We start from the raw sequence: 26,184 nt of genomic DNA, 5'->3' as shown, positions 1-26,184 counted from the left end.
CATCGCTGGTTGGATGTTGATTTATATTAACTTTGACTAGTTAATAAGGAAAATGACCGGGATCAAGGTTCTGGCCAAGTGCGAATCGCGCTTGCCATTTACGCAAGCGTGGCACATGATGAGCGCATGCAAACGCCAACCTACTCCGCCCTGCTGCGCGCCGCGTGCGCCAGCTTCCTGCTGCTGGCCGCCAGCGCCTGCGGCAGCGCCCCCACGCAAGATGATGCGCCGCCCGCCCCCGGCAATGCCGGCTTGCTGGCGCAAATCCAGGCGGAAGTGGGCGCCGCCGCGTGCGATTCCACCCAGCAATGCCAGACCATCGCCATCGGCGCCAAGGCTTGCGGCGGCCCCGAGCGCTATCTGGCGTGGTCCAGCAAAAGCAATGACGGCAAAAAACTCAAGGCACTGACCCAGGCGCAAGCCGAGGCAAGCCGCAAACAGCAGCAGGCGGACGGCATGATGTCGACCTGCTCCATCATCACGGACCCGGGCGCCACTTGCCAGGCAGGGCGCTGCGTGCTGCAAAAGAGCGGCCTGGGCGGCAGCTCGGCCATGTAAAAAAGCCGCTGATTCAGCGGCTTATGAGGCTCTATAACAGTTCAGTCAGGACTGCAATTGCAAGGTCTTGACGATCTTGCTTTCCACCTTCTCGCCCGCGCCCGACATGGCATTCTTGCCTTCCTTGCGCAGGAGCAATAAATGGTCGCCGCTGACGCCATACTGGCGCGTCTCGTCCGTCTTTTGCGTAAAGCTGATGACGACAAAGGCGCGCCCGCTCACATCCACGCGGAAATGGCTGGCCAGCGGCGTGCCGTCCGCCGCGATCCACACATCGAGGCCGCCTTCGAACTTCTTCACATACTTGCGGTCTTTCTCAGGCACCTTGTCGAGCGACAAGGTAAAGCTGAGCAGGCGCGCCGGCTTGCCCTTGTAGCTATCCATTTTTTCGCCGCTGAACACGGCTTCCTCGATTTCGCGCGACAGGGTATCCGCCGCCGACACCATGGAGCGCAGCTCCGTCGCCTTCATTTCCCCCAGCGCAAAGCCGATCGGCGCCTTGGCCTTCGGATCCTTCACCTTGGCGCGCTGCTCGGCCTCCACTTTCGCCAGCAGTTCCTTACTGTAGAGCACCTGCAAGCCCGCCGGCCCGCCCTCGACCGCCACCGTGGCCTGGCCGCTATCCTCTTCCGCCGCCTTGCCCTCGCCTTCGCGGCGCCAGGTTTTCGATTCGACCTGCGCCTTGATCGGCATCTGCCCCTACAAGCGCGCCAGCGCCGCGTTCAGCTCGGCCACCCCGTCGGCCCGCGCCGCGCCGCACAACAAACCGAACAAGCCCGCCACCGCCAGGCCTTGCACTCCAATACGTCGCTGCATCGCCACATCCCTTTCGGTCATACAAGGATGCCAAAACACCATGTTTTGGCCATCTGTTGCATTTGAACACAGCCAGCTCTGGTCAGGTGGAAAGTCTTTCTGCTATAATTCGCCGCCTTGGCCTGGTAGCTCAGTCGGTAGAGCAGAGGATTGAAAATCCTTGTGTCGGTGGTTCGATTCCGCCCCGGGCCACCAAGAATAAAAAAACGCCACCTTCGGGTGGCGTTTTCTTTTGTCCGGCACCGCCGTTCCCCCTCTGGCAAAACCGTACGCGTGACTTTTTTCTGTCGCCGCCGAACCCATTGTGCGAGAATGCCCCTCCCCACTGGATGGTGCGCATGATGATCAGACTCGCCGCAATCACAACTGGAATGACACTGCTGCTGGCAGCTTGCAAGCCCGCGGCCACGGCGCCCGCGCATGACATTCCTGCGGCAATGCACCAGACCGCGACCACCCTGCTGCAGTCGAAACTGCTGCACGCGACCTCGATAGCCGTGGTTTATCGCGGCAAGGAGTTCATCCTGCATCAAGGCGAGCTGGAGACCGGCAAGGCCAATCCGCCCAACGATACAACGCTGTATGAAATCGGCTCAGTCAGCAAAACCTTTGCCGGCCTGCTGCTGGCCAACGCGGTGCTCGATGGGAAGGCGGCGCTCGACGATCCCATACAAAAATACCTGCCCGCCGCCTACCCGAACCTGCAGTCGCAGGGGCAGCCCGTGCGCTTGCGCCATTTGATCACGCACACGAGCAATATGCCGGGCATGCTGCCATTGCAGGTGAACACCGTATTGCAGGACTTCACGGCGCACGCCACGCCGGCAAAGCTCAACGCAGCCTATGCCAACTACGGACAACCCCAATTCTGGCAGGACTTGCATACAGTCAACATCAACGGTCCGCTGGGCAAGGACTACGCCTATTCCAGCGCCGGCACCGAACTCGTTGCGCACGCGCTCGAAACCATCTACGGCATGCCCTATGAAGTGCTGCTCACGCAATTTCTCGCGCGCGAAGCCGGCATCCACGATACCAGGCTGAGAATCGCAGCCAAGGATGCCGGCCGGCTGGCGCCCGGCTACCACAGCGACAATCCCGTCATCACGACACCGATGCCGCAACTGCCCTGGGGGGCCGCCGGCAACCTGAAGTCGACCATGCCGGATATGGCGAAGTACCTGCGCCTGCAATTGGGCAACCATCCCGCCGTCGTTGAATCGCACAAGCCGCTGCTACGCTTTCAGGATGACTTCAGCATTGCCTATTTCTGGAACATCGGCACGAATCGCCAACTGGGCACGCATTACGTCCACCATGGCGGCGTGCCGCGTGCGCAAGGCTACGCCTACATCGTTCCCCAATATCAGCTCGGGGTCTACATCATCACCAACCAGAGCGGCGACGCCACCGCCAGCGCCATGGAAAGCGCGCTGGCGCATCTCTTCGGCACCGTGGCATCCATGGAAAGCGCGCAGTAGGCCGGGCCTGGTTTGGCACATCCTCGTGCCGCTGCTTCGATTCCACCCCGGGCCAGCAAGCACTCAGCAAGCCATGACAAAAAAACCAACCTTCAGCCTGGCATTTTTCATCGGCACTGTCACGCTGCCGGGCTTCGCCCCTATGCGCAGTACCGCACAGTAACATCGGCCGCATCGGCCTACTCTGTTGTCATGACACAGGGAGATATCGCATGCTGACGATCATACTGATGCTGGCCCTGCTGGGCCTGGCTTTACTGTTTGCGCCCGGCCCCGTGCGCCGCGCCTTGCTTGCGCCGCACCTGCTCGCGCTGTTCAAGCGCATCTTGCCGACCATGTCCGAGACGGAACGCGATGCGCTCGAGGCGGGCACCACGTGGTGGGATGCGGACCTGTTTTCCGGCCGGCCCGACTGGCCCAAGCTGCTGGCGTATGGCCGCGCCATGCTCACCGCCGAGGAGCGCCACTTTCTCGAGCACGACGTCGAACGGCTGTGCGAACTGGTCAACGACTGGGAAACGCAGCAGCAACTCGACTTGCCACCGCAAGCCTGGGACTACATGAAAAGCCAGGGTTTCCTCGGCATGATCATCCCGAAACAATACGGCGGCAAGCAATTCTCCGCCTACATGCATTCGCAAGTGGTGATGAAGCTGTCGAGCCGCTGCTCGGCCCTGGCCGTGACCGTGATGGTGCCCAATTCGCTGGGGCCGGCCGAACTGCTGTTGCACTACGGCACCGAAGAACAGAAGGATTACTACCTGCCGCGCCTGGCCGCCGGCACGGAGATTCCCTGCTTTGCGCTGACCAGCCCGTATGCGGGTTCCGACGCGGCCGCCATTCCCGACCTGGGCGTCGTGTGCATGGGCATGCATGAAGGGCGCGCCACTGTCGGTTTCCGCCTCACGTGGAACAAGCGCTACATCACCCTGGCGCCCGTGGCAACCTTGCTGGGCCTGGCATTCCAGACCAGCGATCCCGACCATTTACTCTCCGACAACGATGCGCCCGGCATCACTTGCGCCCTGATCCCCGCCAGCCACGACGGCGTGGTGATCGGCCGCCGCCACCATCCCTTGAACGCCGCCTTCCAGAACGGCCCCACGTCCGGTCAAGATGTCTTCATCCCCATCGACTGGGTCATCGGCGGCCAGGCGCAAGTGGGCAAGGGATGGCGCATGCTGATGGAGTGCCTGGCCGCCGGGCGCGCCATTTCGCTGCCCTCGTCCAGCGTCGGCATGGGCAAGATGGCCGTGCGCGGCACCGGCGCGTATTCGGCCGTGCGGCGCCAGTTCAACATGCCAATCGGCAAGTTCGAAGGGGTGCAGGAAGCGCTGGCCCGCATGGGCGCCAACCTGTACTTGATGGATGCGGCCCGCACCCTGGCCGCGCACGCCGTCGACCTGGGCGAAAAGCCGGCCGTCATTTCCGCCATCGTCAAATACCACATCACGGAACGGGGCCGCGCGCTCGTCAACGATGGCATGGACATTCTCGGCGGCAAGGGCATCTGCGTGGGACCGAACAATTTCCTCGCCAGCGCCTACCAGCAAATCCCCATCGCCATCACCGTCGAAGGCGCCAACATCCTCACGCGCAGCCTGATCATCTTCGGCCAGGGCGCCATCCGCGCGCATCCGTATGTGCTCAGGGAAATGGCCGCCGTCAGCGAAAGCGACGGCCGCAAAGCCGTGCACGATTTCGATGCAGCCTTCTTTGGCCACGTGGGCTTTGTCCTGGGCAACCTGGCACGGGGGCTGTGGTACGGCCTGGGCGGCGCGCGCCTGGCAGCCGTGCCCGACGACGGCGCCGCGGAACTGGCGCCCTATTACCGCGCCCTGACGCGGCTGTCGACGGCGTTCGCCGTCATGACGGATATGTCGATGTTCGTGCTCGGTGGCGAACTCAAGCGCCGGGAACGGCTGTCCGCCCGCCTCGGCGACGTGCTGGCGCAGCTGTACCTGGCGTCGTCCGTGCTGAAGCGCTACGAGGACGATGGCCGTTTCGCCGCCGACCTGCCCTATGTGCACTGGTCGCTGCAAGATGCGCTGGTCAAGGCCCAGCAAGGCTTGACGGGCGTGCTCGATAATTTCCCCGCGCGCGGGCTGGCCGTGCTGCTGCGCACCCTGCTGTTTCCGTTTGGCCTGCCACACCGTCCGCCATCCGACGAACTGGGCAGTGAAGTGGCGCTGGCTCTGCAAACGCCGGGCGCCGACCGCGAACGGCTGCTGGCCGACGGCCATGTCGCCAGCGACGCCGCAGACCCCGTCGCCTGCGCGGAGCGGGCGCTGGCCTTGCTGCCCGACGTGCTGCACATCGAAAAACGCCTGAAAGACACGCCCGCAGGCGCGGCCCTGCGGCACCTGCCGCAAAGCTTGTCCGCCATGCAACAGTGGCTGGCCGCAGCCAAGGCGGCAGGCGCCGTCAGCTGCCAGGAGCACAATACCTTGCTGGAATATGCGCGCCTGGCCGATGGCTTGATCCAGGTCGACGATTTTCCGGCCGAGACGGCGCAGCCAGCACACTTGCCGATGCACGAGGCCGATACCGGCAGCCGCGCCGCCTAGGCGAATTTGCGACCTATACTGAATGGAGCGGGCGCGGTGCCCGCTCTTTGCAGAAAGGAGTCGATCATGACGCGCAAATTCATCGATTGCCGGGAATTTCCAAGCGACACACATTGCTCGGTGGCCATTTCGGCCGACAGCGAGGAAGAGCTATTGGGTATTGCCGTGGAACATGCGGTCTCGGTACACCACCACCACGACACGCCGGAGCTGCGCCAGCAGCTGCGTCAACTGTTCAAGGACGGCATGCCGCCCGAACACCTGCCCATGACGGGACAGGCCGGCAGCAGCGGGGCCTCGCACGCGCACTAGCCTGCCAGGGCTTGCGCCGGTTTCTGCAAGCGCAAGCCCAGCACGAGCGGCACCAGCGCCGCGTACACGACGATCACGGACAGCCAGACGGCGCCGGGCCAGTACGCCCTGACGCCAAAATAGATACTGGAAAACACCAGCGGACACAGCACGGACGCCAGGCTCACGGCCGAGGCCAGCACGCCCTGGAACTGGCCTTGCCGGTCCTCGGCAACTTGCCGCGTCGCCAGCGACTGCAAGGCCGGCGCGCCGATGCCGCCCAGGGCGAACACGGGCATGATGGCGAAGATCATCCAGCTGCGCGTGGCAAACGCCATGACGAGCAGCGCCACGCAGGCGCAGGCGATACCCGTCAGGATGGTGGCGCGTTCGCCCAGCAGTTTCACGGCCGGGCCCGGCAAGAAAGCCTGGGCCAGCGCCTGGCACACGCCAAAGGCGCCCAGCGACAGGCCGATCCACAGTCCGTTCCATGCGAACGCATCGTGTCCCCACAAGGCCCAGCACACGCCATACACTTCCCCGGCCGCGCTGAAGGTAAAGAAGATGACGGTGATCGGCAGCAAGCTTTTCTCCGAGAAAACCCAGCGCAAGGGGCGCAAGGGATGCAATGCCGCCAGGTCGATTTTTTCGCGTGTCGGCGTTCGTGATTCGGGCAAGCTCAACCACGCCAGCAACAGATTGCCCGCATTCAAGACGGCTGCCGCCATGAACGGCAGGCGCAGCCCGTAATCGCCCAGCGCGCCGCCCAGCACGGGGCCGATGATGAAGCCTGCGCCGAACATGGCGTTGAGCAAGCCGAAGCGGCGCGCCCGCTGGTTCTCGGGAGAAATGTCGGTGATGTAGGCGGTGGCCACGGAAACGTTGGCACTCGTCAACCCCGCAATGGCGCGCCCCAGCAGCAGCATCCACAGGCTTGGGGCGAAGGCAAGGAACAGGTAATTGACGGCCGCGCCCGCCAGCGACAGCAGCAGCACGGGACGCCGGCCCAGGCGGTCGCTCAATGCGCCCAGTACCGGCGCAAAGATGAACTGCATCAGCGCGTACAGGGCCGTCATGATGCCGATATACGGCGCCACGTTATCGGCATGCGTGACGTCCCGCAGCAACGCCGGCAAGATGGGGAAGACCAGGCCGATGCCGACGGCGTCGAGCACGACAGTGGCGAAAATGACGGGCAGCGCCGCCACGGGAAGGGATTTCTTCATATACTCAATCTAAATATGTACTCAGTACATAAATAGTATTCCCCATCTTGCCGCATCATCAAGCGTTATCTGTACTCAGTACACTTCGTGTATGATCGGGGCAACATGACGATTCCTGCCGACCTCCGCTCCCGCAAACGCCTTGCCACCCGGCAAGCCATCTCGAATGCCGCCACGCGATTGTTCTTCGTGCACGGCTTCGAGCAAGTGACGGTGGACGAAATCGCGGCCGCCGCCAGCGTGGGACGCATGACGGTGTTCAACCATTTTCCCCGCAAGGAAGACATGTTCTTCGACCGCGAGGAAGAGGGACGCGAACTGCTGCGCGACGCCCTGCGCCAGCGCGATCCCGCCATCGCTCCCGTCGAAACCCTGCGCCTGCTGGCGCACCGCCTGGCGGCCGAGGACTGTCCCTATCTCACGTTTTCTGCCGCCGGCCAGGGCTTCATTGCCACCGTCGAGGCCAGCGCTACCTTGAAGGCGCGGGCGCGGGCGATCCGCGACGAGCTGGCGCACGTGGTGGCGCAAGCGCTGAGCGACGCCACGGGGCGCGATGCAAGCGATCCCCTCGCCCACCTGGCGGCCAGCCTGCTGCTGGCCACCTGGAGCACCGCCCTCATCGAAGCGCACCGTGCCTTCGCGCAACATGGCGACGCGCAACTGGCCAAGGCCGGCTTCCTGTCCCTGGTGGACCGGGGACACACGGGCTTGAACGCCGCCATGGCGGGCACGCCCTACGCCTGAAGCGGCAACCCCGTCGTTCAGGCAGCCCAGCGTCTGTCGCAGCGCAAGCCTTCGCACTTCCCTGTTTCATTTGCCGGCACCTGGGCTTGCGTACCGTCTGGCGCCTTCCTATCATGAAACCACGCGCTGGCAAACGATGCATGCAGGCCGGCACGCGGGGACAGTCCTCCTGCTTCCCGTCACCATACCCATAACCGCATGCAGCCGCTGGGAGGTACACGATGAATACCTTGACGAACGGCCAGCTCAATGAGTTGCAAGCCTCATTGAGAGGGCAACTGTTACAAACGAACGACGCCGGCTACGACAGCGCGCGCGCCGTCTGGAATGCGATGATCGACCGGCATCCGGCCCTCATCGCGCGCTGCGCGGGCACGGCCGACGTGCGCGCGGCGCTGGCGTATGCGCGCGACCACGGCCTGCCCCTGGCCGTGCGGGGCGGCGGCCACAATATCGCCGGCAGCGCCCTGTGCAACGATGGCCTGGTGATCGACCTGTCCGGCATGCGCTCGGTGCATATCGATCCGCAACAACGCCGCGCCCACGTCGAAGGCGGGGCCACCTTGCACGACTTCGACCACGAGGCGCAGGCGTTCGGCCTGGCCACGCCGCTGGGCATCAATTCCACCACGGGCGTGGCAGGACTGGCCCTGGGCGGCGGCTTTGGCTGGCTCAGCCGCACGCTGGGCCTGGCAGCCGACAACCTGCTGGCGGCCGACGTCGTCACGGCCGACGGACAATTCCTGCATGCGAGCGCGACGGAGCATCCCGACCTGTTCTGGGCCTTGCGCGGCGGCGGCGGCAACTTCGGCGTGGTCACGCGCTTCGAATTCCAGCTGCATCCGGTGGGGCCGCAAGTGACGGCCGGTCTCATCGTGTTTCCCTATGCGCAAGCCAAGGCGGTGCTGACGAAATACCGCGATTTCGTCAACGGCATGCCCGATGAATTGACCGTCTGGGCCGTCTTGCGCAAGGCGCCGCCGCTGCCCTTCCTGCCGCCGGAAGTGCACGGCCAGGACGTGCTGGTCCTGCCCGTTTTTTCACCCGTGCAATCTGCCGCCATGCAGGAAGCGATCGAGCGCATCGGCAGCTTCGGCCAGCCGCTGGGCATGCACCTGGGCAGCATGCCGTACACGGCCTGGCAACAGGCCTTCGATGCCCTGCTCACGCCGGGCGCGCGCAATTACTGGAAATCGCACAACTTCACGCAGCTCAGCGACGCGGCCATCGATACCGTCATCCGCCATGCCGGCAAGCTGCCGACGCCACAATGCGAAATCTTCCTCGGCCTGCTGGGCGCGCAGGCGAGCCGGCCGGCGCCGCAGGATACGGCCTATCCGCACCGCGACGCCCTGTACGTGATGAACGTGCACACGCGCTGGGACGAGCCGGCCGATGACGCGCGCTGCATCGCCTGGGCACGCGACTTCTTCAACGACGCGGCACCGTATGCGACGGGCAGCGTGTACGTCAATTTCCTGACCGAGGATGAAAGCGGGCGCACGGCCGACGCGTATGGCGTGAACTATCCGCGCCTGGCGCGCATCAAGAAGCAATATGATCCCGCCAACCTGTTCCGCGCCAACCAGAACATCTGTCCGGCCGCCTAGGCTAGCCTGCCACGGCGCGGCGCCTTGCAATCCCTTGATTCAGGGCAATGCAATGCGCCCGCCGCCCGCTTACAATCGCCGGCTTTGCCCCTCCTCCATGCGCCACGCTCCCGAACTTCTCCTGCCTGCCGGTTCCCTGGCCAAGATGCATGCCGCCTTCGACTATGGCGCCGACGCCGTCTACGCAGGCCAGCCCCGCTACAGTTTGCGCGTGCGCAATAACGATTTTTCGACCTTGCAAGCCTTGCAGGAGGGAATTGATGGCGCGCATGCGCGCGGCAAGCAATTCTTTGTCGCCAGCAATATCTTCGCCCACAACGCCAAGCTGAAAACGTATTTGCGCGACATGGAGCCGGTGATTGCCATGCGCCCGGACGCCCTGATCATGGCCGATCCGGGCCTGATCATGATGGTGCGCGACAAGTGGCCGGAGATTCCCGTGCACCTGTCCGTGCAGGCGAACGCCGTCAACTGGGCCGACGTCAAATTCTGGCACCGCATGGGCTTGACGCGCGTGATCCTGTCGCGCGAACTGTCGCTCGACGAGATCGAGGAAATCCGCCAGCGCTGCCCGGAAATGGAACTGGAAGTATTCGTCCACGGCGCCCTGTGCATCGCCTATTCGGGCCGCTGCCTGCTGTCCGGCTACTTCAATCACCGCGACCCGAACCAGGGCACGTGCACGAATTCCTGCCGCTGGGATTACAAGGTGAAAAATGCCACCGAAGACGCCAGCGGCGACCTGGGCGGCATGCAAGTGGTGCCGCTGGAATTCCACCAGGCGCTGGCCGAGGCCGACAACAATGCGTTTTCCGCCCTGCACCAGCAGCCGCGCCACCCGCTGGCCGACCAGCCCTATCTGATTGAAGAAGCCCAGCGTCCGGGCCAGCTGATGCCGATCCTCGAAGACGAGCACGGCACCTACATCATGAACTCGAAGGACTTGCGCGCCGTGGAACACATCGAGCGCCTGGTGAAAATCGGCGTCGATTCGCTGAAGGTCGAGGGCCGCACCAAGTCGCTGTACTACGCGGCGCGCACGGCGCAAGTCTACCGCCAGGCCATCGATGACGCCGTCGCGGGCCGGCCTTTCGACATCGGCTTGCTGGGCCAGCTGCAAGGCTTGGCCAACCGCGGCTACACGGACGGCTTCTACCAGCGCCACCACACGCAGGCGCACCAGAACTACATGCGCGGCGCATCCGAGGCGGACCGCAGCCAGTACGTGGGCGACGTGCTGGGCGTGACGGACGGCTGGGCCAGGGTGGACGTGAAAAACCGCTTTGCCGTGGGCGACCGCATCGAAGCCGTGCATCCGGGCGGCAACCGCGACTTCACGATTACCCGCATGCTGGCCGACGATGGCAGCGAGATCCAGGTGGCGCCGGGCAGCGGCCACTTCGTGCGCATTGAACTCGACGGGTCCCTCGACAAGGCCTTGCTGGCGCGCTATTTGTAACCGCCAGTCTGGAGCACGGGGTGGTAAACCAGTATGTAAGTGTTTGATTTGACAAGAAAAATTCCCGCTGACACGGCCTAAATAATTTGTTTAGGCTTCAACATTGCTATACGATACGGCCACCCTGCGCCCGGGGGCCTTATCGGCATCCCGTGCGTCCCTGACACGTTCACCGGAATCCCCGATGCCACCTGCCACCTCTGCCCTGATCGCCAATGACGCCGTCGTCCTCGGCCTGCTCGCCATGACCCTGGGGGCCGTCTTCTGGACCGCCTCCCGCACGAACGGCTTCTGGAAAAAGTTCTATACGTATATCCCGTCCCTGCTGATGTGCTACCTGATCCCGGCGTTGCTCAACACCTTCGGCATCATCGACGGCAACACGTCCGGCCTGTACGCCGTGGCGCGCGATTACCTGCTGCCCAGCGCGCTCGTGCTGCTGTGCGTGGCCATCGATTTCGGCGGCATCATCCGCCTCGGCCCCAAGGCCATCATCATGTTTCTCACCGGCACACTCGGCGTGATGCTGGGCGCCCTCGTCTCGTTCGAAGCCTTGCGCCTGATCCATCCGGAAACGGTGGCGGGCGACACGTGGCGCGGCATGACGACTGTCGCCGGCTCGTGGATAGGCGGCGGCGCCAACCAGGCGGCCATGAAGGAAGTGTTCGAAGTGGACGCCACCCTGTTCGGCCAGTTCGTCGCCGTCGACGTGCTGGTGGCCAACGTCTGGACGGCCGTGCTGCTGTTCCTGGCAGGCCGCGCGGGCGCCTTCGACCGCTGGACGGGTGCCGATTTGACGGCCATCAATGCGCTCAAGGACAGCATCGAAAGTTACCGCGCCCAGCACGCGCGCGTGGCCACCCTGACGGACATCATGATCATCCTCGGCGTGGGCCTGGGCGTGACAGGACTGTCGCACTTCCTGGCCGGCCCCATCATCAGCTGGATCAATACCTTGCCCGCCGCATGGCGCCTGCAGGATTACAGCCTGACGTCGAACTTCTTCTGGATCGTCGTGCTGGCCACCACCTTCGGCTTGTTGCTCAGCTTTACCCGGGCGCGCAGCCTGGAAGGCGCGGGGGCATCGACCATCGGCTCGGCCATGCTGTACGTGCTGGTGGCCACCATCGGCATGCACATGGACCTCGGCGCCCTGCTCGACAAGCCGTTCTTGTTCCTGCTGGGCCTGATCTGGATCGCCGTGCATGGCGGCCTGATGCTGCTCGTCGCCAAGCTGATCCGCGCCCCCCTGTTCTTCATGGCCGTGGGCTCGCAGGCGAACATCGGCGGCGCCGCGTCGGCCCCCGTCATCGCCAGCGCCTTCCACCCGGCCCTGGCGCCCGTCGGCGTGCTGCTGGCCGTGCTCGGCTACGCGCTGGGCACCTACGGCGCCTACATCACGGGCTTGATCTTGCGCAGCATGGCGGGGTGACACTCCTGGCAGCACGGTAACGACAACGCCAGCCTTCGGGCTGGCGTTGTCATTGCTGCGCAGTATAGGCACTGCCTGCAGGAAGCTAGCGACAGTTGCTATGGAGCGACACAAACATAAATAAAAGACAACATCGTGTCACAAATGACAGGAAGTAAGATAGTATTTTGAAGCAACATATTTTCTATAAAGTAATTTTTTCTGATTGAAAAACAGTCAATTGCACGCAACAAAGTTCGAAACGCGCCCGGCCTGTTCGCCCTCATTGAAAGTACGTTCTCGAACGCCACGCTCTTGCGGCGCCATGAAATCGCTGATTCTTGCGCCATCTCCAAGCGTGGCAACGGCGTCCGCTGCCTGACGCGGACGCTGCCAGAGCCCCTCAGGACAGGAATTGACACCGTGCGTTCAAAAGCAGCCGGCAACATTTTTTGCTAAGCAAATAAAACCTAACAAGGAACAAGCAGTGAATATTTTCATGGTGCGCCCCACCACTCGCAATATCGGCAACGATCTCATCGGCTACGCTACGGCAGAGCTCCTCTATGAGGTGTTCGGAGCGGCCACCAATGTCGTCAGCATTCCTGCCTTGAAGGGACCGCAATTTGGCGGCCTGGTGCCACGCCAGATTTACGATATGAATCGCCTCGCCGACGCCGTCATCGTGGGCGGCGGGAATCTGTTTGAAAACGGCCAGCTGTCCTATGATGCCCAGGCCGTCAATGCCTTGCGCCGGCCGATGATGCTGATGGGGCTATCCCACGGCCGCATCACGGGGCGCGACGGGCAAATGGAAGACCGCACCGATGCGCTCAGCCCGACTGCGATACGGCACCTGGTCGAGCATGCCAAGGTGGCCATGGTGCGCGACACGGGTTCGCAGGAAATCCTCGCCGACCTTGGCGCCAAGGTGACGGTCGGTGGCTGCCCCACGCTGTACCTGCCGCCGAATGCCGAGGGCGATGCCGCCAAGGGCGGCGTGATCATTTCCATCCGTCACCCCATGCGCATGAGCGTTCCGGCCACCTTGCAGTGGCGCATCGCCGAAGACTTGCGCCGCCTGATTGCCGCCCTGCGTGCCGAATATGCGCAACCCGTCTACCTGGCTTGCCACGACTACATCGATCTCGAATTTGCCGCCGGCTTCCCGGAAGCGGCCCCCCTGTACTTTGACGAAGTCAGCCGCTACATCGAAGCGCTGCGCACCTGCAAGCTGCACGTCAGCTACCGCCTGCATGGTTTCCTGCCCTGCCTGGCCATGGGCTCGCACAGCATCAACCTGTCGTATGACGAACGGGGCCGATCGATGCTGTCGACCATCGGCATGGCGTCGTGGGATGTTGATCTGATGCAAAGTGGCGACTGCGTGAGCGCCATCATGGACCGCGCGCGCTCGGTCGCGCAGTATCGCCGCGCGCGCCAGGACGCCCTGCCGCTGATACAAGAGTTGCGCCAGATCACGGTGCGCGGCTTGCAAACCTTGCGCACCCTGGCATCGGAGCAATGAAGATGAGCGCTCCACCCTCGACACAGGGCGTGTGGCTCAAGTGCCACGTCCGTGAACTCGCCCCGTGGGCAACGATGACCGAGCGTGTGCTCAGCGAAATTATTTCCACGGTCGAACAAATGAAGGGCGCTGCGGCAGCCCAGGTGCTGCGCCAGCATGGCATCGAGCGGCTGCACGAAGTGATCGACACCGACGATGTGACGTCCTTGCGCAACCAGGTACTGGAACGCTTGCGCCAGCCCTTGCTGGCCATGGCGACGGCCGTCGGCCGCCAGGTCCTGGGCTGGGATGGCGATTTCTATGTGGATGACTATTTGATCCTGCGCATCAACTTCCCTTACGAAGTGGCGCGCAAGACCAATCCGGCGAGCGAAAATCCCGGTATTGGCCGCCTCAGCGCGACCGTGCGCGAGCAGTTTCAGGCCCGTAAGGTCATCGACCCCGTGTACGCGCCGAAAGACTATCACCGGGGCCACCCGCCCGCCGCCTGGGCACATGGTCCGCACATCGATAGCTGGGCCGGCCATTCGCGGGACGGACGCAATATCTGGTGGGCCATTGGCGAAGTGCCGGCGGAAGCGGGCATGGTGCTGTATCCGGAACTGGCCAACGCCTCGCTGCCCTGCGAGCGCCGCACGCTGTACCTGCAAGCGGGCTACCGCCTGCCGGTGCCGACTTATCTGCCGCTGGCGGCAGGCGAGATGCTGGTCTTCGATCCAGAAGTGCTGCACGGCACGCACCTCAATACGACGGACGCGACGCGCGTGGCCATCTCCATGCGCCTCAATGCTTCCCGCCCGACCTTCGATCCCGCCTGTTTTTACTCGCGCGAATTCTGGCGCCGGGCCGCCGATATCGAACAGGGCCACGATGAAGTGCTGCACCTGCGACGCGAAGACAATTTCGGCGCGCCCGTCGCCGCCGCCCCCGTGCAGACGCCGGCAGCCGTTCCCGTCGTTGCCGGCCAGCTCGACCAGGCGAGCGGCGTCATACATGGCCAGCTTCCTGCTGCCGGGCCCGACACGCAGCGCATCATCGTCGATGCCGCGCCGTATCGCATCATGCTGGTGCGCACCAGCGACGGCACCCGCGCCTACGATGCGGCCTGCCCGCATTACGGCGTGGACCTGGCCGATGGCGGCTGCGATAGCGACAAAGTGTATTGCCCGGCCTGTGCAATCTCGTTCGACTTGCAAACAGGAAAATCGTCCTGCCCGTCATTGACACTGCAACCGTATGACATCCGGCAAGACGGCGCAGCCATCCGCATCCGTGTTGCGCCGCCAGAAGCCGTGGCGCCATGAGCGTCGCCCCCGTCAGCGTCATCATTTGCACCAGAAACGGCTGGTCCAGGGGGTTTCTCGACGACACCTTGCAATCGCTGCTGGCCCAGTCCCGGCCCGCGCAGGAAATCTTGCTGATCGACGATGCCAGCAGCGACGGCACTGCCGCTTGCGTCCACGCTGCCTACCCGCACGTGACCATCGTGCACAATGCGGGCACCGGCCTGGCGGCCGCCAGGAACACGGGAGTGGCCGCCGCCCGTTGTCCATGGGTGGCCTTCATCGACGACGATGACATCTGGCTGCCTGAAAAACTGGCCGAACAACTGGCACAGGCAGAAGCATCCGACACGCCAGATGCAATTGTGTATGCATCGCAAGTTGCCACGCTTAACAGTCATGGCGGCAATCCCGTGGCCTGGGCAACGCCACGGCAATTTGCCGCCTGGCCCGCCTGCCTGCTGGGTTCTCCCATCCAGCCATCCGGCGTGCTGCTCAGCAAACGACTGCTCTCCCGTATCGGGCCATTCAGCGAACAGCTGAAGGAAGGCGCCGCTTACGATTACTGGATACGCTGCCTGAGTGCCGGCATGTCCATACACTACAGTAGCAACGTCCTGCTGCACTATCGGCAACATCATCCGCAAATGACAGCAATGTCGCGCAAGCTCGAGCATTTCCTGCATATCGACGCCATGCTCACGCCGCACCTTGCGCGGCTGGCGCCAGCACTGGCCAACAGGATCCGCTCAGCACGCAAGCTGAACAATCTGCGTTCCCTGCTGAACCATACCGGTATACCGGCAGCAACACGTTACTGGCGCGCCAGCGCCCCTTGCCCGGTGCCCGGCCTGCGCACTCTTTCCTATTTCTTGCTGGATACTGTTGCATGCCGGGCTCCGCACCGGATTCGCCACACGCTGCGGCAGCGCGCCATGCAGCTGCTCATCGGCAAGGAAACGCCCTTGCCCGGGCTGTGCCCGAAACGATCCGGACACCTGACGTAAAGGTCCGCAACGCCAGCACTCACGCTGGCGTTTTTTGTTTTTCGGTCACTTTTTCCACCAGACCACTCTCTGTTTGGCCTCGCCGCTTGATGGGAAAGCGCGCCCCACAATGTAGCAGAAACCCCTCAAAACCAAATTTCCGCACCATTTTCGTGCAAAATCTGCGATGATAGTTGCCCAAATAACCGATTACCTCCATGGAATTCTGATGAAATACGCATCTGCTCACGAGTATGTCCAGCATGTCGCCGCACGCAATCCAGGTCAACCCGAGTTTCTGCAAGCCGTCACCGAAGTCATGGAGAGCTTGTGGCCATTCCTGGAACAGCACCCGAAATACGCGGAACAAGGCTTGCTGGAACGCTTGATCGAGCCGGAACGCGTGGTGATGTTCCGCGTGTCGTGGGTCGATGATCATGGGCAAGTGCAAGTCAATCGCGGCTACCGCATCCAGCACAGCATGGCCATCGGGCCGTACAAGGGCGGCATCCGCTTCCACCCGTCCGTGACCCTGTCCGTACTGAAATTCCTCGCCTTCGAGCAAACGTTCAAGAATGCACTGACCACGTTACCGATGGGCGGCGGCAAGGGCGGCGCCGATTTCGATCCGAAGGGCAAGAGCCCGGGCGAAGTGATGCGTTTCTGCCAAGCCTTCGTGAGCGAACTGTTCCGCCATGTGGGTTCGGACACGGACGTGCCGGCCGGCGACATCGGCGTGGGCGGGCGTGAAGTGGGCTATATGGCCGGCATGATGAAAAAACTCAGCAACCGCGCCGACTGCGTATTCACGGGCAAGGGCGCCAGCTTCGGCGGCTCGCTGATGCGTCCGGAAGCGACAGGCTACGGCACCGTGTATTTCGCCGAAGAAATGTTGAAAACGCGGGGCCGCTCGTTCGAAGGCATGCGCGTGTCCGTGTCCGGCTCGGGCAACGTGGCGCAATACGCGGTGGAAAAAGCCATGGCCATGGGCGCGAAAGTCATCACCGTCTCCGATTCGAGCGGCACCGTCATCGACGAGGAAGGTTTCACGCCGGAAAAGCTGGCCATCCTGATGGAAATCAAGAATCATCTGTATGGCCGGGTCAGCGATTACGCCGCGCGCACGGGCGTGCGCTTCGAGGCGGGCGTGTCGCCATGGCATGTGCCGGTCGACATCGCCCTGCCCTGCGCCACGCAAAACGAACTGGACATCGACGCTGCGCGCACCCTGATCGCTAATGGCGTGCAGTGCGTGGCCGAGGGCGCCAACATGCCTACCACCATCGAGGCAGCCAAGGCCTTCGAAGCGGCCGGCGTGCTGTACGCGCCGGGCAAGGCCAGCAATGCGGGCGGCGTGGCGACTTCCGGCCTGGAAATGAGCCAGAACGCGGCCCGCATATCGTGGCCGCGCGAAGAAGTCGATGCACGTTTGCTGCAGATCATGCAAGGCATCCACGCCGCATGCAAGCAATACGGCACGCGCGCGGACGGTTCCGTCAGCTATGTGGATGGCGCCAATATCGCCGGTTTTGTGAAAGTGGCCGATGCGATGCTGGCGCAGGGTGTCATTTAAAGCATTTCAGGTTTCATCAGGCTCTTGCGGCTGATGGTGCGGCCCGATACCATGAACTCGCCGTTGCCGCGGTAGTGCAGGGTTTCGGGCAGCTTGGGCGACGTGGCCACGTGGGCTTTCACGCACTCGAAAATGAAGAAGCCGCCCTTCGGGTTGCCCGCCACCTGGGCCAGCTTGCATTCGAAGTTGGCATAGCACTCGGCGATCAGGGGCGCGCCCACCTGCTCGGCCGGCTGCGGCGTCAGGCCGAAGGCCGTGAACTTGTCCGTGTCTGCGCCGCTGCAATTGCCGATGGCGACCACCTGGTCGACCATGTCGGCCGTGGGCAGGTTGATCACGCATTCCATGCTGCGCTTGATCATTTCATAGCTGTGGTTCGCGTCGGAAATGAAGCAGCCCAGCAAGGATGGCGTGAATTCCATCAGCATGTGCCAGGCCATGGTCATGACATCGCTTTCGCCCTGCCACGTTGAACTGACCAGCACCACCGGCCCCGGTTCGAGGAAGCGCCGGATGTCGGCGACGGGGTAATCTTCTTTGTGGTAATTTTTCATGCAGTCTCCAGGACGCGGTACGCCACAGCATAGCCCAACGGCGCCTTGCCGGGCGCGCGGCTGGCCGCTGGCTGCTCTCAGCCGCGCCGCGATTTGTGCCATTCATCGCAAATTTCTCCCCAATGGAGATGTTGCGCAATAGAATACACTGATCAACTACTCAAGGAAACCGTCATGCGCCCTCTGTTCCTGTTGTCAGTCCTGTCCCTTGCCTGCCTCTCCACCCTCGCGCATGCCGACGAGCAAACCCGCACGGTCGGTGCCTTCAACGCCATCGATATCCGCGGCCCCATCAGCATCGAAGTCGAATCGGGCAAGGAGCAAAGCCTGCTGCTGCGCGGCGACCAGAAATTCCTCAGCGGCGTGATCACGGAAGTGGTCGATGGCGAACTGAAAATTTCCATGAAGGACAAGGACATCAAGAAGACCGAGGGCGATCCGCGCATCATCATCACCATGCCCACCTTGCGCAAGCTGATCGCGGAAGGCGCGGGCGAAAAGATATTGACCAAGCTCAATGGTCCAAGAGTCGACATCAGCTACAAGGGCGCGGGCCGCCTGGCCGCCGATGGCCAGGTCGACTGGCTGCGCCTGAAGGCGCAAGGCGTGGGCGAAGTCGATACGAAAGCCTTGCTGGCGAAAAACGTCGATGTGAATTTCGAAGGCATCGGCTCCGTCAAGGTGTATTCCTCGGGCGAACTGAACGCCGTGGTGCGCGGCATGGGCGAACTGACGTATTACGGCAAGCCGAAGATCGTGCACAAGTCGATCGCCGGCATCGGCAGCGTCAATGCCGCCAAATAAGATTTCCTAAAACAACAAGGCCACCAGGCCAGGGAGACCGCATGACCGCAACACCCGAAACCCAGGATAACGATGCGCCGCTGGTGCTGCGCGAAGACGAGGGTGGCCTGGTCACCCTGCGCCTGAACCGTCCCCTGCAATTCAATGCCCTGTCGGAAGCCATGCTGGCTGCGCTGCAAGAGGCGCTCGATGCCGTCGCGCAGCAGCCGCACGTGCGCTGCGTGGTGCTGGCAGCCGAAGGCAAGGCTTTTTGCGCGGGCCACGACTTGCGCCAGATGCAAGCCACGCGCCAGCTTGCGTATTATCAAACCCTGTTCGCGCAATGCTCGCGCGTGATGCAAGCCATCCAGGCCTTGCCCGTGCCCGTGATTGCCCGCGTGCATGGCATCGCCACGGCGGCCGGCTGCCAGCTGGTCGCCAGCTGCGACCTGGCCGTGGCGGGCGCGTCCGCGCGCTTTGCCGTCTCCGGCATCAACGTGGGCCTGTTCTGCGCCACGCCATCCGTCGCCCTGTCGCGCAATGTGTCGCCCAAGCGGGCCTTCGACATGCTGGTGACGGGCCGCTTCATCGACGCCGACACGGCCGCCGACTGGGGTTTGATCAACGAAACGGTGGCCGACGCGGCGCTCGACGAGGCCGTGGCGCGCCTGGCGCAGCAGATCATGGCGAAAAGCCCGACGGCCATCCGCTACGGAAAGCAAATGTTTTACAAACAGCGCCAGCTGCCGCTGGACGACGCGTATGCGTATGCGGGCGACGTGATGGCGCGCAACATGATGGAAGAGGATGCGCAGGAAGGCGTCACTGCCTTTTTAGAAAAACGGCCGCCAAGCTGGGCGCGACCGTAAAGCAGCTTAGCGCTGTTCCTTCATCTGCTGCTGCACGGAAAGACTCAAGGTACCGAGGTCTTCCTTGCCCAGCAGCGGCAATTGCGCCAACAGCTGCATCAGGGCGGAACTGCCCGTCACGTCCAGCTCGGACGACTGCACCAGCACCGTGCCGGCGCCCGTGAAGTCGATCTGCTTTTCCTCGCCCGACAAACTGAAACCGGTGAGCGCGCCGGCGGCCGAGGCCCAGCCCTGCACGTGGGCGTAATCGTAGTGGTACGAGGGGCTGGGGCAATCGGCCCAACCCAGCACGGCCTGCTCATCCACGCGGCACGGCAGTTCCAGGAAATGCACGGGGCCGTTCGACGAGGCGATGACCTTGCCCGTGCCGATCATGGTCAGATAACCGGGCAAGGTCGATTCCTGGCAAATCACATCCTTCGTAAAACCCAGCAGGTTTTTCGCGCGGATGGTCATGTTGGCGTTGTCCAGGTCGTAGCACGCCAGGTCGTTGCCGTTGTCGCCCAGGATCAACTGGCCTTGCCCTTGCGCCACGACAAAGTGGTGCACGTATTTCGGTGCATTGAAGGCATTGCGCACGATCAAGTCGAGCACGCTGCTGCCCATGGCTTCGAAGCGCAGCTCGCCATAGAAGGCGATCATCTTGCCCTTGCGAATGAAGATCTGTTCCTTGACGTCGATGACATACGAAAAACGGTTCAGGTTATCGTTCTTCGGCAAGGTATCGGGATTGTAAATCGTCATGGCTTACCTTTCGCTCGCTTGGATGTAGACCGTGCCCTGGCCCGTAAACTTCACCTGGTACGATTCGCCCGATGCCTGGCCGACAAAGGTTTTCCAGTTCAGGTCCGTGACGATGGTCGAGCTCAGCTGGCCCGTGTGGCCGATATACGCTTGCGGGTCGACAAACACGGGCACGTCCGGCGTGACGGGCAAGCCGATGGCGTTGCCGTCGGACAGGATCGCCACTTCGCCCGTGCCTTGCAAGGTGGTGGTAAACAAGCCCTGGCCCGAAGCCATGCCGCGCACCACGCCCTGCACGCCGCCCTGGTTGCCGAGGAACATGGTGCCGGCCGTCAGGCGCGCATCGAAGGCCAGCAGGGAATCGCTTTCCACATAGAACGTTTCGCCGCGCACGGGGACGATGGTGACGAACAGGCCGCCCTGCGCGTAAAACACGCTGCCCGTGCCGCGCGCCGACATCAGGGCATAGCCTTCGTTCGTGACGGCGCGCATGGCCAGGCTTTGCACGCCCTGGCCGGCCAGGAAGGAGCGGCTGAACGCCACGTCGCCCTGGTAGGACACCATGGCGCCCTTGCGTGCGAAGACTTCTTCATTGCCGAGTTTAACCTCGAGCATCTTTTCATTGATCTGCTGATAGACAGGCATCGCGGGTCCTCGCTGACTTAACGTTCGGCGGGCTGGATGAACACCACGCCCTGGCCTGTGAATTTATGCTGGTACGATTCGCCCGAACTCTGGCCGATCATGGTGCGCCAGTTGACGTCAAAGACGAATTCCTGGCGGATGTCGCCCTTGAAGCCGACGAAAGCGTCCGGGTCCACGCGCAGCGGGTGTGCCGGCGTCACTTCCAGCATGATCAGGTTGCCGCGCGAAATGACGGCCAGGTTGCCGTGGCCTTCGACGGTGGTGGAAAACAGGCCCTGGCCCGAACTGGCGCCGCGCAAGCCGGCAAAGCTGGTGCCCGTCTTCAGGCTCGTGTCGTAGGCCAGCAGGCTGCTGCTTTCGATGGTCAGCTTTTCGCCCGTCAACGGAATGACTGTGATCTCGGCCGCATTCTGCGCGAAAAACACGGTGCCCGTGCCGGCGGCCTGCATCACCTGCATGCCTTCGTTCGTCACCTTGCGCTTGAGCGCGCCGAACAGGCCCTCGCCGCCGAGCAGGGATTTTTCAAATTTGATGCTGCCCGTATAGGCGACCATGGCGCCGGCAATCGCCAGCACTTTTTCATCCTGCAGGCGCACTTCCAGCAGGCGGTCGGTATTGGTGCGGAAACTGGTCACGCGCGACTCCCCAAGAATGCCAGGGCACAAAGCCATGGCTATCCGACAAGATACCGTTGGCGTTACCACCATGCAAGTGCTATTCCTCCCGAACGGGGGTGGGTGAATAAAAAAAAGCGTGCCCGAAGGCACGCCTTGCGTTCAAGCAAAGAACGGTTTATTCAGCCAGCACCGGCTTGGCGCCGCGCGCGTTCTGGAACAGCGGCACGGGATCGTTGGTATTGACCTCGACCACCGTCACGCCCTGCACCACGCCAGCCACCTGGTAGCCGACGGCGCCCAGGTGACGCTTGCCTTCGGCCAGGTTGGACCAGCTCAGCGAGACAGTCGCCGTGCCGCCCGTGTAGGCCGTGCCCGGCATCAGCGCCTTGAAGCCGCCATTCGACAAGCCCGGCGCCAGTACCCACGACGACAAGGTGTAGTCGGCCTGGCCGTTTTGCGGCGCAAAACCGATCACGCAGACCTTGTAGGTGCCGGCGGCGGGCAGGCGCAGTTCCACTTGCTCATTGGAACTTTCATTGCCGCTGCTGCCGACCAGCACATTGGCGGCGTTGTAGACCTCCATGTCCATGTCGGTATTCGCGCCACCCGTCGTTTCGGCATCGTAGGTGGCAAAGCGCGCCGCCAGGGTGCCGGCCGGGATCACCACATTGTGCACGTTCACACCCGTGGCGCCGCCCGCCTTGCAGGCAGCCGATGCGGCGGCGCCCGTCGTCGCCTGGCCGATCGTGCGCGCCTGGCGCACGGCTTCGACGAGACCCGACTTGACGCCCACCAGCGCGCCCGAGAAGCCCGTGCCCAGGGTCAGCACCTTGCTGCCCGTGGCCGCTTCGCTGCTGACCAGCGGAATGGCGACCAGCGCCGTGCCGCGCGCCGTCAGCGGGCTGCGCACCGTGTGCGTGCCATCCGTCCAGCTCAGGGCGCCGTAGGTCCAGGTATTGGCCGGCGCCGTGGTGCGCGTCAGCTTGACCTGGTACTGGCCCTTGGCGCCCGGCGCCAGGCTCAGGCTCGTTGGCGTCACCGCCACCGTGTAGCCGGGCAAGCTGGCCGAGACGTTGTAGACGGCGCTGCTGGCGCCCACGTTGGTCACCGTGCGCGTCAGGGTTTGCGTGCCCAGCACGTTGGCCGCCGTCAGCGACGCCAGGTTCAGGTTATAGGCCGCGATGGTGCCGATGGCCTGGCACGTGGCTGCGCTGTAGACCTTCAGGTTCAGGCCGCACAGGAAGCGCGCATAGTCGATTTCCGACATGTCGTACACGAGGCCGGGATCGGCCGCGCTGTTCGGCGCGATGTGGCCGGCGCCCTGGCCCCACGGCAGCTGGCCCGAGTTCTTCGCCGTGGCATCCCACGACACGGAACCGTTCAAGCCGTCCGAATAGGTGCTGAAGGCCGTCGTCATCAGCGCCGACTTGATGGCCGCGGGCGACCAGTCAGGATGCTGCTGCTTGAGCAATGCCGCCACGCCGGCCACGTGCGGGCTTGCCATCGAGGTGCCGGAATAGAAATCCCACTCGGCCGCCGGCGCCACGCCGCCGGCCGCCACGGCATCGCGCTGCGCCTGCGTCAGGTCGGCCGTCACGCCGGCCAGCACGTTGGTGCCGGGCGCCGAGAGATCCGGTTTCAGGATGTTCGCGTTGGCCACGTTCGGACCGCGCGAGGAACGGTCGCTGACGATCGGCGCCTGCACCGTCGTGTCGGCGGTGGTGTGGATTTCGCCCAGCGCCGCCGTGCCGTCGGGCGTCGCCGCCATGAAGGCCTTCAGCGCGTCGCCCTGCGCCTGCGCCAGGTGCACGGTCGACAGCGCATGCGCCTGGTTGATGACGGTGTTGGCGCCGCCGGCCACGTTGGCGATGATCACGCCCGCCGCACCGGCCGTTTTGGCGTTCGCGCTCTTGTTGACCAGCACGTTGCCGCCACGGTCGCACACGAGTATCTTGCCCGCCACTTTCGCCGGGTCCAGATACGCCGACGTGGCATCGGCCACGCCGAAGCAGCGCAGCAAGTTGGCATCCGTCGGCAGCACGCCGGCCAGGCCCGCGTCGCGCGACTGGATCAGCGGCAGCGCCGGGGTATTCGCGTTGCTCGATGCGCCTTCCAGTTTCGTGCCGCTGCTGAGAGTGACGTTGGCCGCGTACAGGCGGTTGTGGGTGGAATTGGCGACCGTTGCCAGCCACGGGCTGATGTGCGAGACGGGTGCCGGCACGTCGGGTGCGGGCGTGGCCGGGCCGGAATTGCCGCCCGATGTGGCGACAAACACGCCGGCTGCCGCCGCGCCGAGGAAGGCCACTTCCGTCGGCTCGTCGAAGGCGCCGCCGCCCGCGTTCGGGCCGATGGAGAAGTTGATGACGTTCACGCCATCCTTGACCGCCTGGTCGATGGCGGCCACGCTGTCGGCCGTGGCGCAGCCGTTGCGGCCCGTCGAGGCTGCCGTCCAGCACACTTTATAGGCGGCGATGCGGGCGCGCGGCGCCATGCCGGACGCCTTGCCCAGCGACACGCCGTTCGAGGTGGCCAGGGCGCCATTGTTGCCGCCGGCCGTGGACGCCGTGTGCGTGCCGTGGCCGCCGTGCCCCGTCAGGCCGGCAACGGAATCGCGCGGCGACATGAATTCCGTCCAGTGCAGCGCCGACGTGGCGGCGCGGTAGTAGCGCGCGCCGATCAGCTTATTGTTGCAATTCTCGGCGCTAAAGCCTTCGCCCGTCTGGCAAGTGCCCTGCCAGCTGGCCGGCGGCGCGCCATACACGACGTTGTTGCCGCTGTGGCTGGGCACGCCACTCTCGTCGAGGCGGTCGGCAAAGGCCGTGTTCTCGGGCCAGATGCCGCTGTCGACGATGCCGATGATGATGTCTTCGCCCGCGTGCGCCTTGCCGCCCAGCTGCTCCCAGATGCCGCCCGGCTTGTCCAGGCCCAGGAAGCTGGGCGTATAGCTGGTGTCGAGCTGCAGGATGGAATCGGCGCTGATGCTGGCCACGCCGCTGTTTTTCTTCAGGGCGCGCACTTCATCGTCCGTCAGCAAGGCGGAAAAGCCGTTGAAGACGACGCTGTACTGGTGCGTGATTTCCGCCGCGCTGACGGTGCCGGCCACGGCGGCCTGTTTGGTGTCGAGGTAGCTCAAATAGGCCTGCACATCGGCGGCGCCCACGTTGATGCGCGCGCCCGGGGCCGGCTTGGTGGCGGCCAGGCCGTCGACCTGGCCCGTGTAGGTGGCGGCCGGCTTGTCGACCAGTTGCACGATGTAGGAGCGGCGTTCCTGCGCCTGCGCCGCTTGCGCCAGGCTGGCGGCCAGCAAGAGGATGCCGAGTGAAACGGGACGTAATTTCATCTCATGCTCCTTGCACGGTGGAGGCGGCGAACTTGCCGCTGCGGCGGCGCGACAGCATGCCGATGGCGCCCAGTCCGGCCAGCATCAGCATGTAGGTCGACGGTTCCGGCACGGCGCTGATATTGATATTGTCGAGCGCGAACTGGCCCTGGTTGAAAGCGGGGAAATCGAGGGAATTGCTGCACGCGCCCGTATCGTTGAAAATGCACGCATTGAAGCTCAGGCCCGTAAACGCATAGTTGCTGAAACCGCCCAGCAGGGAAGCGCTCTGGAAATGGTAATTGCCATCGCTGCCCTGGCCGGGAAACGCCAGCGAGGTGCTGATCACCTGGCCGTCGCTGAGGGTGCCGCTCAGCTGCAGCTGGCCCCAATTCTGGTTCGGCAAGCCGGATACGGGGGCGATAAAGGAATAATCGAAACCGGCCAGGGTGAATGCCTGGTGGTCGGCGCGCGTGAAATTCACGCCGCCATCGTTGAGGATAGCCAGGTAATTGCCGGTGGCGCCCTGCGGGCAGGCGGCGATATCGCACGATGAACCCACGCGGCCATCGAGGATGGCGCCCACGCCGCTGACGCCGCCGCCGGCCGCCGTCGTCGGGTCGGCCAGGAACAGCAGGTTGTAGCTCGACGTATTGAGCGTCTGGCCGCTTTCATACACGTCGGGACGCAAGTTGTCGAAAGTCAGGACACCGGCCAGGGCCGGCGCCGAGCCCAGCACGGACAAGGTGGCCAGCGCGGCAAGGACGGCGACGCGACCGCGGGTAGCGGGCGGATTGGCGGTGGCGGGCGATACCCGCGCATGTGATAAACGATTCATTCTATTCCCTTGATTGTTGTGGATAGATAGGTCGGCAGGTCTGGCGCCCGCTTTCAGCTTTTTCACAAAAGTGTCAACAAATATAGCAAATCGCATAAAACAAATATCATATTTTTAATATCATTTATTTATTTTTTATCTAACTCCGCGAAACTTTGTTTTGTTTTATCTATGAAAGTTTGAGGAATCTCAACGTTACATTTGAACAACAAGCCCGCACACTGCAGACGCGTACGCCAGCGGACCGGCCCGACTTCGGATAAGCTCGAAAACCGTGCCTGC

23 protein-coding genes and 1 tRNA gene are annotated in these 26,184 nt (G+C 63.5%); 15 read left to right on the top strand and 9 right to left on the bottom strand.

Going from position 1 to position 26,184, the window contains the following annotated elements; genetic code table 11:
* Positions 1 to 126: 126 nt before the first annotated feature.
* The gene (locus O3298_RS23865; RefSeq protein WP_305060692.1) at positions 127 to 558 is read left to right on the top strand and encodes a hypothetical protein; all 432 of its coding nucleotides are present in this window, start codon (positions 127 to 129) and stop codon (positions 556 to 558) included.
* A 45-nt stretch (positions 559 to 603) separates the two neighbouring features.
* Here O3298_RS23865 and O3298_RS23860 read toward each other — a convergent pair whose 3' ends face one another.
* Entirely contained in the window at positions 604 to 1,251 is a 648-nt protein-coding gene (locus tag O3298_RS23860) for a hypothetical protein (RefSeq protein WP_305060691.1), read from the bottom strand.
* 6 nt (positions 1,252 to 1,257) lie between these two features.
* A complete protein-coding gene (locus O3298_RS23855; RefSeq protein ID WP_305060690.1) occupies positions 1,258 to 1,395 on the bottom strand; it encodes a hypothetical protein in 138 nt (45 codons plus the stop codon).
* A gap of 98 nt (positions 1,396 to 1,493) precedes the next feature.
* On the opposite strand from O3298_RS23855, the gene O3298_RS23850 reads away from it, so the two are divergent.
* The 4 genes from O3298_RS23850 to O3298_RS23835 all read left to right on the top strand — a co-directional run bounded on the left by O3298_RS23850 (position 1,494) and on the right by O3298_RS23835 (position 5,734).
* Positions 1,494 to 1,569, top strand: a tRNA-Phe gene (locus O3298_RS23850).
* A gap of 134 nt (positions 1,570 to 1,703) precedes the next feature.
* The gene (locus O3298_RS23845) at positions 1,704 to 2,855 is read left to right on the top strand and encodes a serine hydrolase (RefSeq protein ID WP_305060689.1); all 1,152 of its coding nucleotides are present in this window, start codon (positions 1,704 to 1,706) and stop codon (positions 2,853 to 2,855) included.
* A 212-nt stretch (positions 2,856 to 3,067) separates the two neighbouring features.
* Positions 3,068 to 5,422, top strand: coding sequence for an acyl-CoA dehydrogenase (locus O3298_RS23840; protein WP_305060688.1), 2,355 nt, complete (start codon positions 3,068 to 3,070; stop codon positions 5,420 to 5,422).
* 66 nt (positions 5,423 to 5,488) lie between these two features.
* Positions 5,489 to 5,734, top strand: coding sequence for a DUF1059 domain-containing protein (locus tag O3298_RS23835; RefSeq protein WP_099665586.1), 246 nt, complete (start codon positions 5,489 to 5,491; stop codon positions 5,732 to 5,734).
* On the opposite strand, the gene O3298_RS23830 is transcribed toward O3298_RS23835, so the two are convergent.
* On the bottom strand, positions 5,731 to 6,939 hold the full coding sequence (locus O3298_RS23830; protein ID WP_305060687.1) for a TCR/Tet family MFS transporter: 1,209 nt from the start codon (positions 6,937 to 6,939) through the stop codon (positions 5,731 to 5,733). The genes O3298_RS23835 and O3298_RS23830 overlap by 4 nt on opposite strands.
* Before the next feature lie 105 nt (positions 6,940 to 7,044).
* Between O3298_RS23830 and O3298_RS23825 the strand changes: the two genes are divergently transcribed.
* The 8 genes from O3298_RS23825 to gdhA all read left to right on the top strand — a co-directional run bounded on the left by O3298_RS23825 (position 7,045) and on the right by gdhA (position 17,533).
* On the top strand, positions 7,045 to 7,683 hold the full coding sequence (locus tag O3298_RS23825) for a TetR/AcrR family transcriptional regulator (protein ID WP_305060686.1): 639 nt from the start codon (positions 7,045 to 7,047) through the stop codon (positions 7,681 to 7,683).
* Positions 7,684 to 7,904: 221 nt separating this feature from the next.
* Complete coding sequence (locus O3298_RS23820) at positions 7,905 to 9,293, top strand: FAD-binding oxidoreductase (protein WP_305060685.1); 1,389 nt, start codon at positions 7,905 to 7,907, stop codon at positions 9,291 to 9,293.
* A gap of 97 nt (positions 9,294 to 9,390) precedes the next feature.
* Positions 9,391 to 10,752 (top strand): tRNA 5-hydroxyuridine modification protein YegQ, encoded by a 1,362-nt coding sequence (yegQ, locus tag O3298_RS23815; RefSeq protein WP_289919269.1) that lies wholly within the window; start codon positions 9,391 to 9,393, stop codon positions 10,750 to 10,752.
* Positions 10,753 to 10,936: 184 nt separating this feature from the next.
* Positions 10,937 to 12,184, top strand: coding sequence for a DUF819 domain-containing protein (locus O3298_RS23810; protein ID WP_305060684.1), 1,248 nt, complete (start codon positions 10,937 to 10,939; stop codon positions 12,182 to 12,184).
* A gap of 466 nt (positions 12,185 to 12,650) precedes the next feature.
* Complete coding sequence (locus O3298_RS23805) at positions 12,651 to 13,691, top strand: polysaccharide pyruvyl transferase family protein (protein WP_289899411.1); 1,041 nt, start codon at positions 12,651 to 12,653, stop codon at positions 13,689 to 13,691.
* Positions 13,692 to 13,693: 2 nt separating this feature from the next.
* Positions 13,694 to 14,995, top strand: a complete 1,302-nt coding sequence (locus tag O3298_RS23800; RefSeq protein WP_305060683.1) for a Rieske 2Fe-2S domain-containing protein — start codon at positions 13,694 to 13,696, stop codon at positions 14,993 to 14,995.
* Positions 14,992 to 15,981, top strand: a complete 990-nt coding sequence (locus O3298_RS23795) for a glycosyltransferase family A protein (RefSeq protein WP_305060682.1) — start codon at positions 14,992 to 14,994, stop codon at positions 15,979 to 15,981. The genes O3298_RS23800 and O3298_RS23795 overlap by 4 nt, the downstream gene beginning before the upstream one ends.
* Positions 15,982 to 16,189: 208 nt before the next feature.
* Positions 16,190 to 17,533 carry an NADP-specific glutamate dehydrogenase gene (gene gdhA, locus O3298_RS23790; RefSeq protein WP_099665596.1) on the top strand — a complete coding sequence of 448 codons (1,344 nt, stop codon included), beginning with the start codon at positions 16,190 to 16,192 and terminating at the stop codon, positions 17,531 to 17,533.
* On the opposite strand, the gene O3298_RS23785 is transcribed toward gdhA, so the two are convergent.
* Positions 17,530 to 18,087, bottom strand: a complete 558-nt coding sequence (locus O3298_RS23785) for a flavin reductase family protein (RefSeq protein ID WP_289905633.1) — start codon at positions 18,085 to 18,087, stop codon at positions 17,530 to 17,532. The two genes, gdhA and O3298_RS23785, sit on opposite strands and share 4 nt — an antisense overlap.
* A 174-nt stretch (positions 18,088 to 18,261) precedes the next feature.
* On the opposite strand from O3298_RS23785, the gene O3298_RS23780 reads away from it, so the two are divergent.
* Together O3298_RS23780 and O3298_RS23775 are read left to right on the top strand one after the other, a co-directional pair.
* Positions 18,262 to 18,891, top strand: coding sequence for a head GIN domain-containing protein (locus O3298_RS23780; RefSeq protein WP_251349266.1), 630 nt, complete (start codon positions 18,262 to 18,264; stop codon positions 18,889 to 18,891).
* Positions 18,892 to 18,932: 41 nt separating this feature from the next.
* A complete protein-coding gene (locus O3298_RS23775; RefSeq protein ID WP_305060681.1) occupies positions 18,933 to 19,739 on the top strand; it encodes an enoyl-CoA hydratase in 807 nt (268 codons plus the stop codon).
* A gap of 6 nt (positions 19,740 to 19,745) precedes the next feature.
* On the opposite strand, the gene O3298_RS23770 is transcribed toward O3298_RS23775, so the two are convergent.
* The 5 genes from O3298_RS23770 to O3298_RS23750 form a co-directional block, all read right to left on the bottom strand.
* Complete coding sequence (locus tag O3298_RS23770; RefSeq protein ID WP_152252167.1) at positions 19,746 to 20,483, bottom strand: AIM24 family protein; 738 nt, start codon at positions 20,481 to 20,483, stop codon at positions 19,746 to 19,748.
* 3 nt (positions 20,484 to 20,486) lie between these two features.
* A complete protein-coding gene (locus O3298_RS23765; protein ID WP_034784288.1) occupies positions 20,487 to 21,128 on the bottom strand; it encodes an AIM24 family protein in 642 nt (213 codons plus the stop codon).
* Between the two features lie 17 nt (positions 21,129 to 21,145).
* Complete coding sequence (locus O3298_RS23760; RefSeq protein WP_216350350.1) at positions 21,146 to 21,763, bottom strand: AIM24 family protein; 618 nt, start codon at positions 21,761 to 21,763, stop codon at positions 21,146 to 21,148.
* A gap of 157 nt (positions 21,764 to 21,920) precedes the next feature.
* Positions 21,921 to 25,085 (bottom strand): S8 family serine peptidase, encoded by a 3,165-nt coding sequence (locus tag O3298_RS23755; protein ID WP_305060680.1) that lies wholly within the window; start codon positions 25,083 to 25,085, stop codon positions 21,921 to 21,923.
* 1 nt (position 25,086) lies between these two features.
* Positions 25,087 to 25,902: an NF038120 family PEP-CTERM protein gene (locus O3298_RS23750; protein WP_099665602.1), complete on the bottom strand. Its 816-nt coding sequence runs from the start codon at positions 25,900 to 25,902 to the stop codon at positions 25,087 to 25,089.
* Between the last annotated feature and the right edge of the window lie 282 nt (positions 25,903 to 26,184).

It is taken from the genome of Janthinobacterium sp. SUN137 (genome assembly GCF_030587265.1).
Classification (GTDB): Bacteria; Pseudomonadota; Gammaproteobacteria; order Burkholderiales; family Burkholderiaceae_D; genus Janthinobacterium; species Janthinobacterium kumbetense.
The sequence above is the reverse complement of the archived record's forward strand: the minus strand, read 5'-3'. Positions and strand labels throughout refer to the sequence as shown.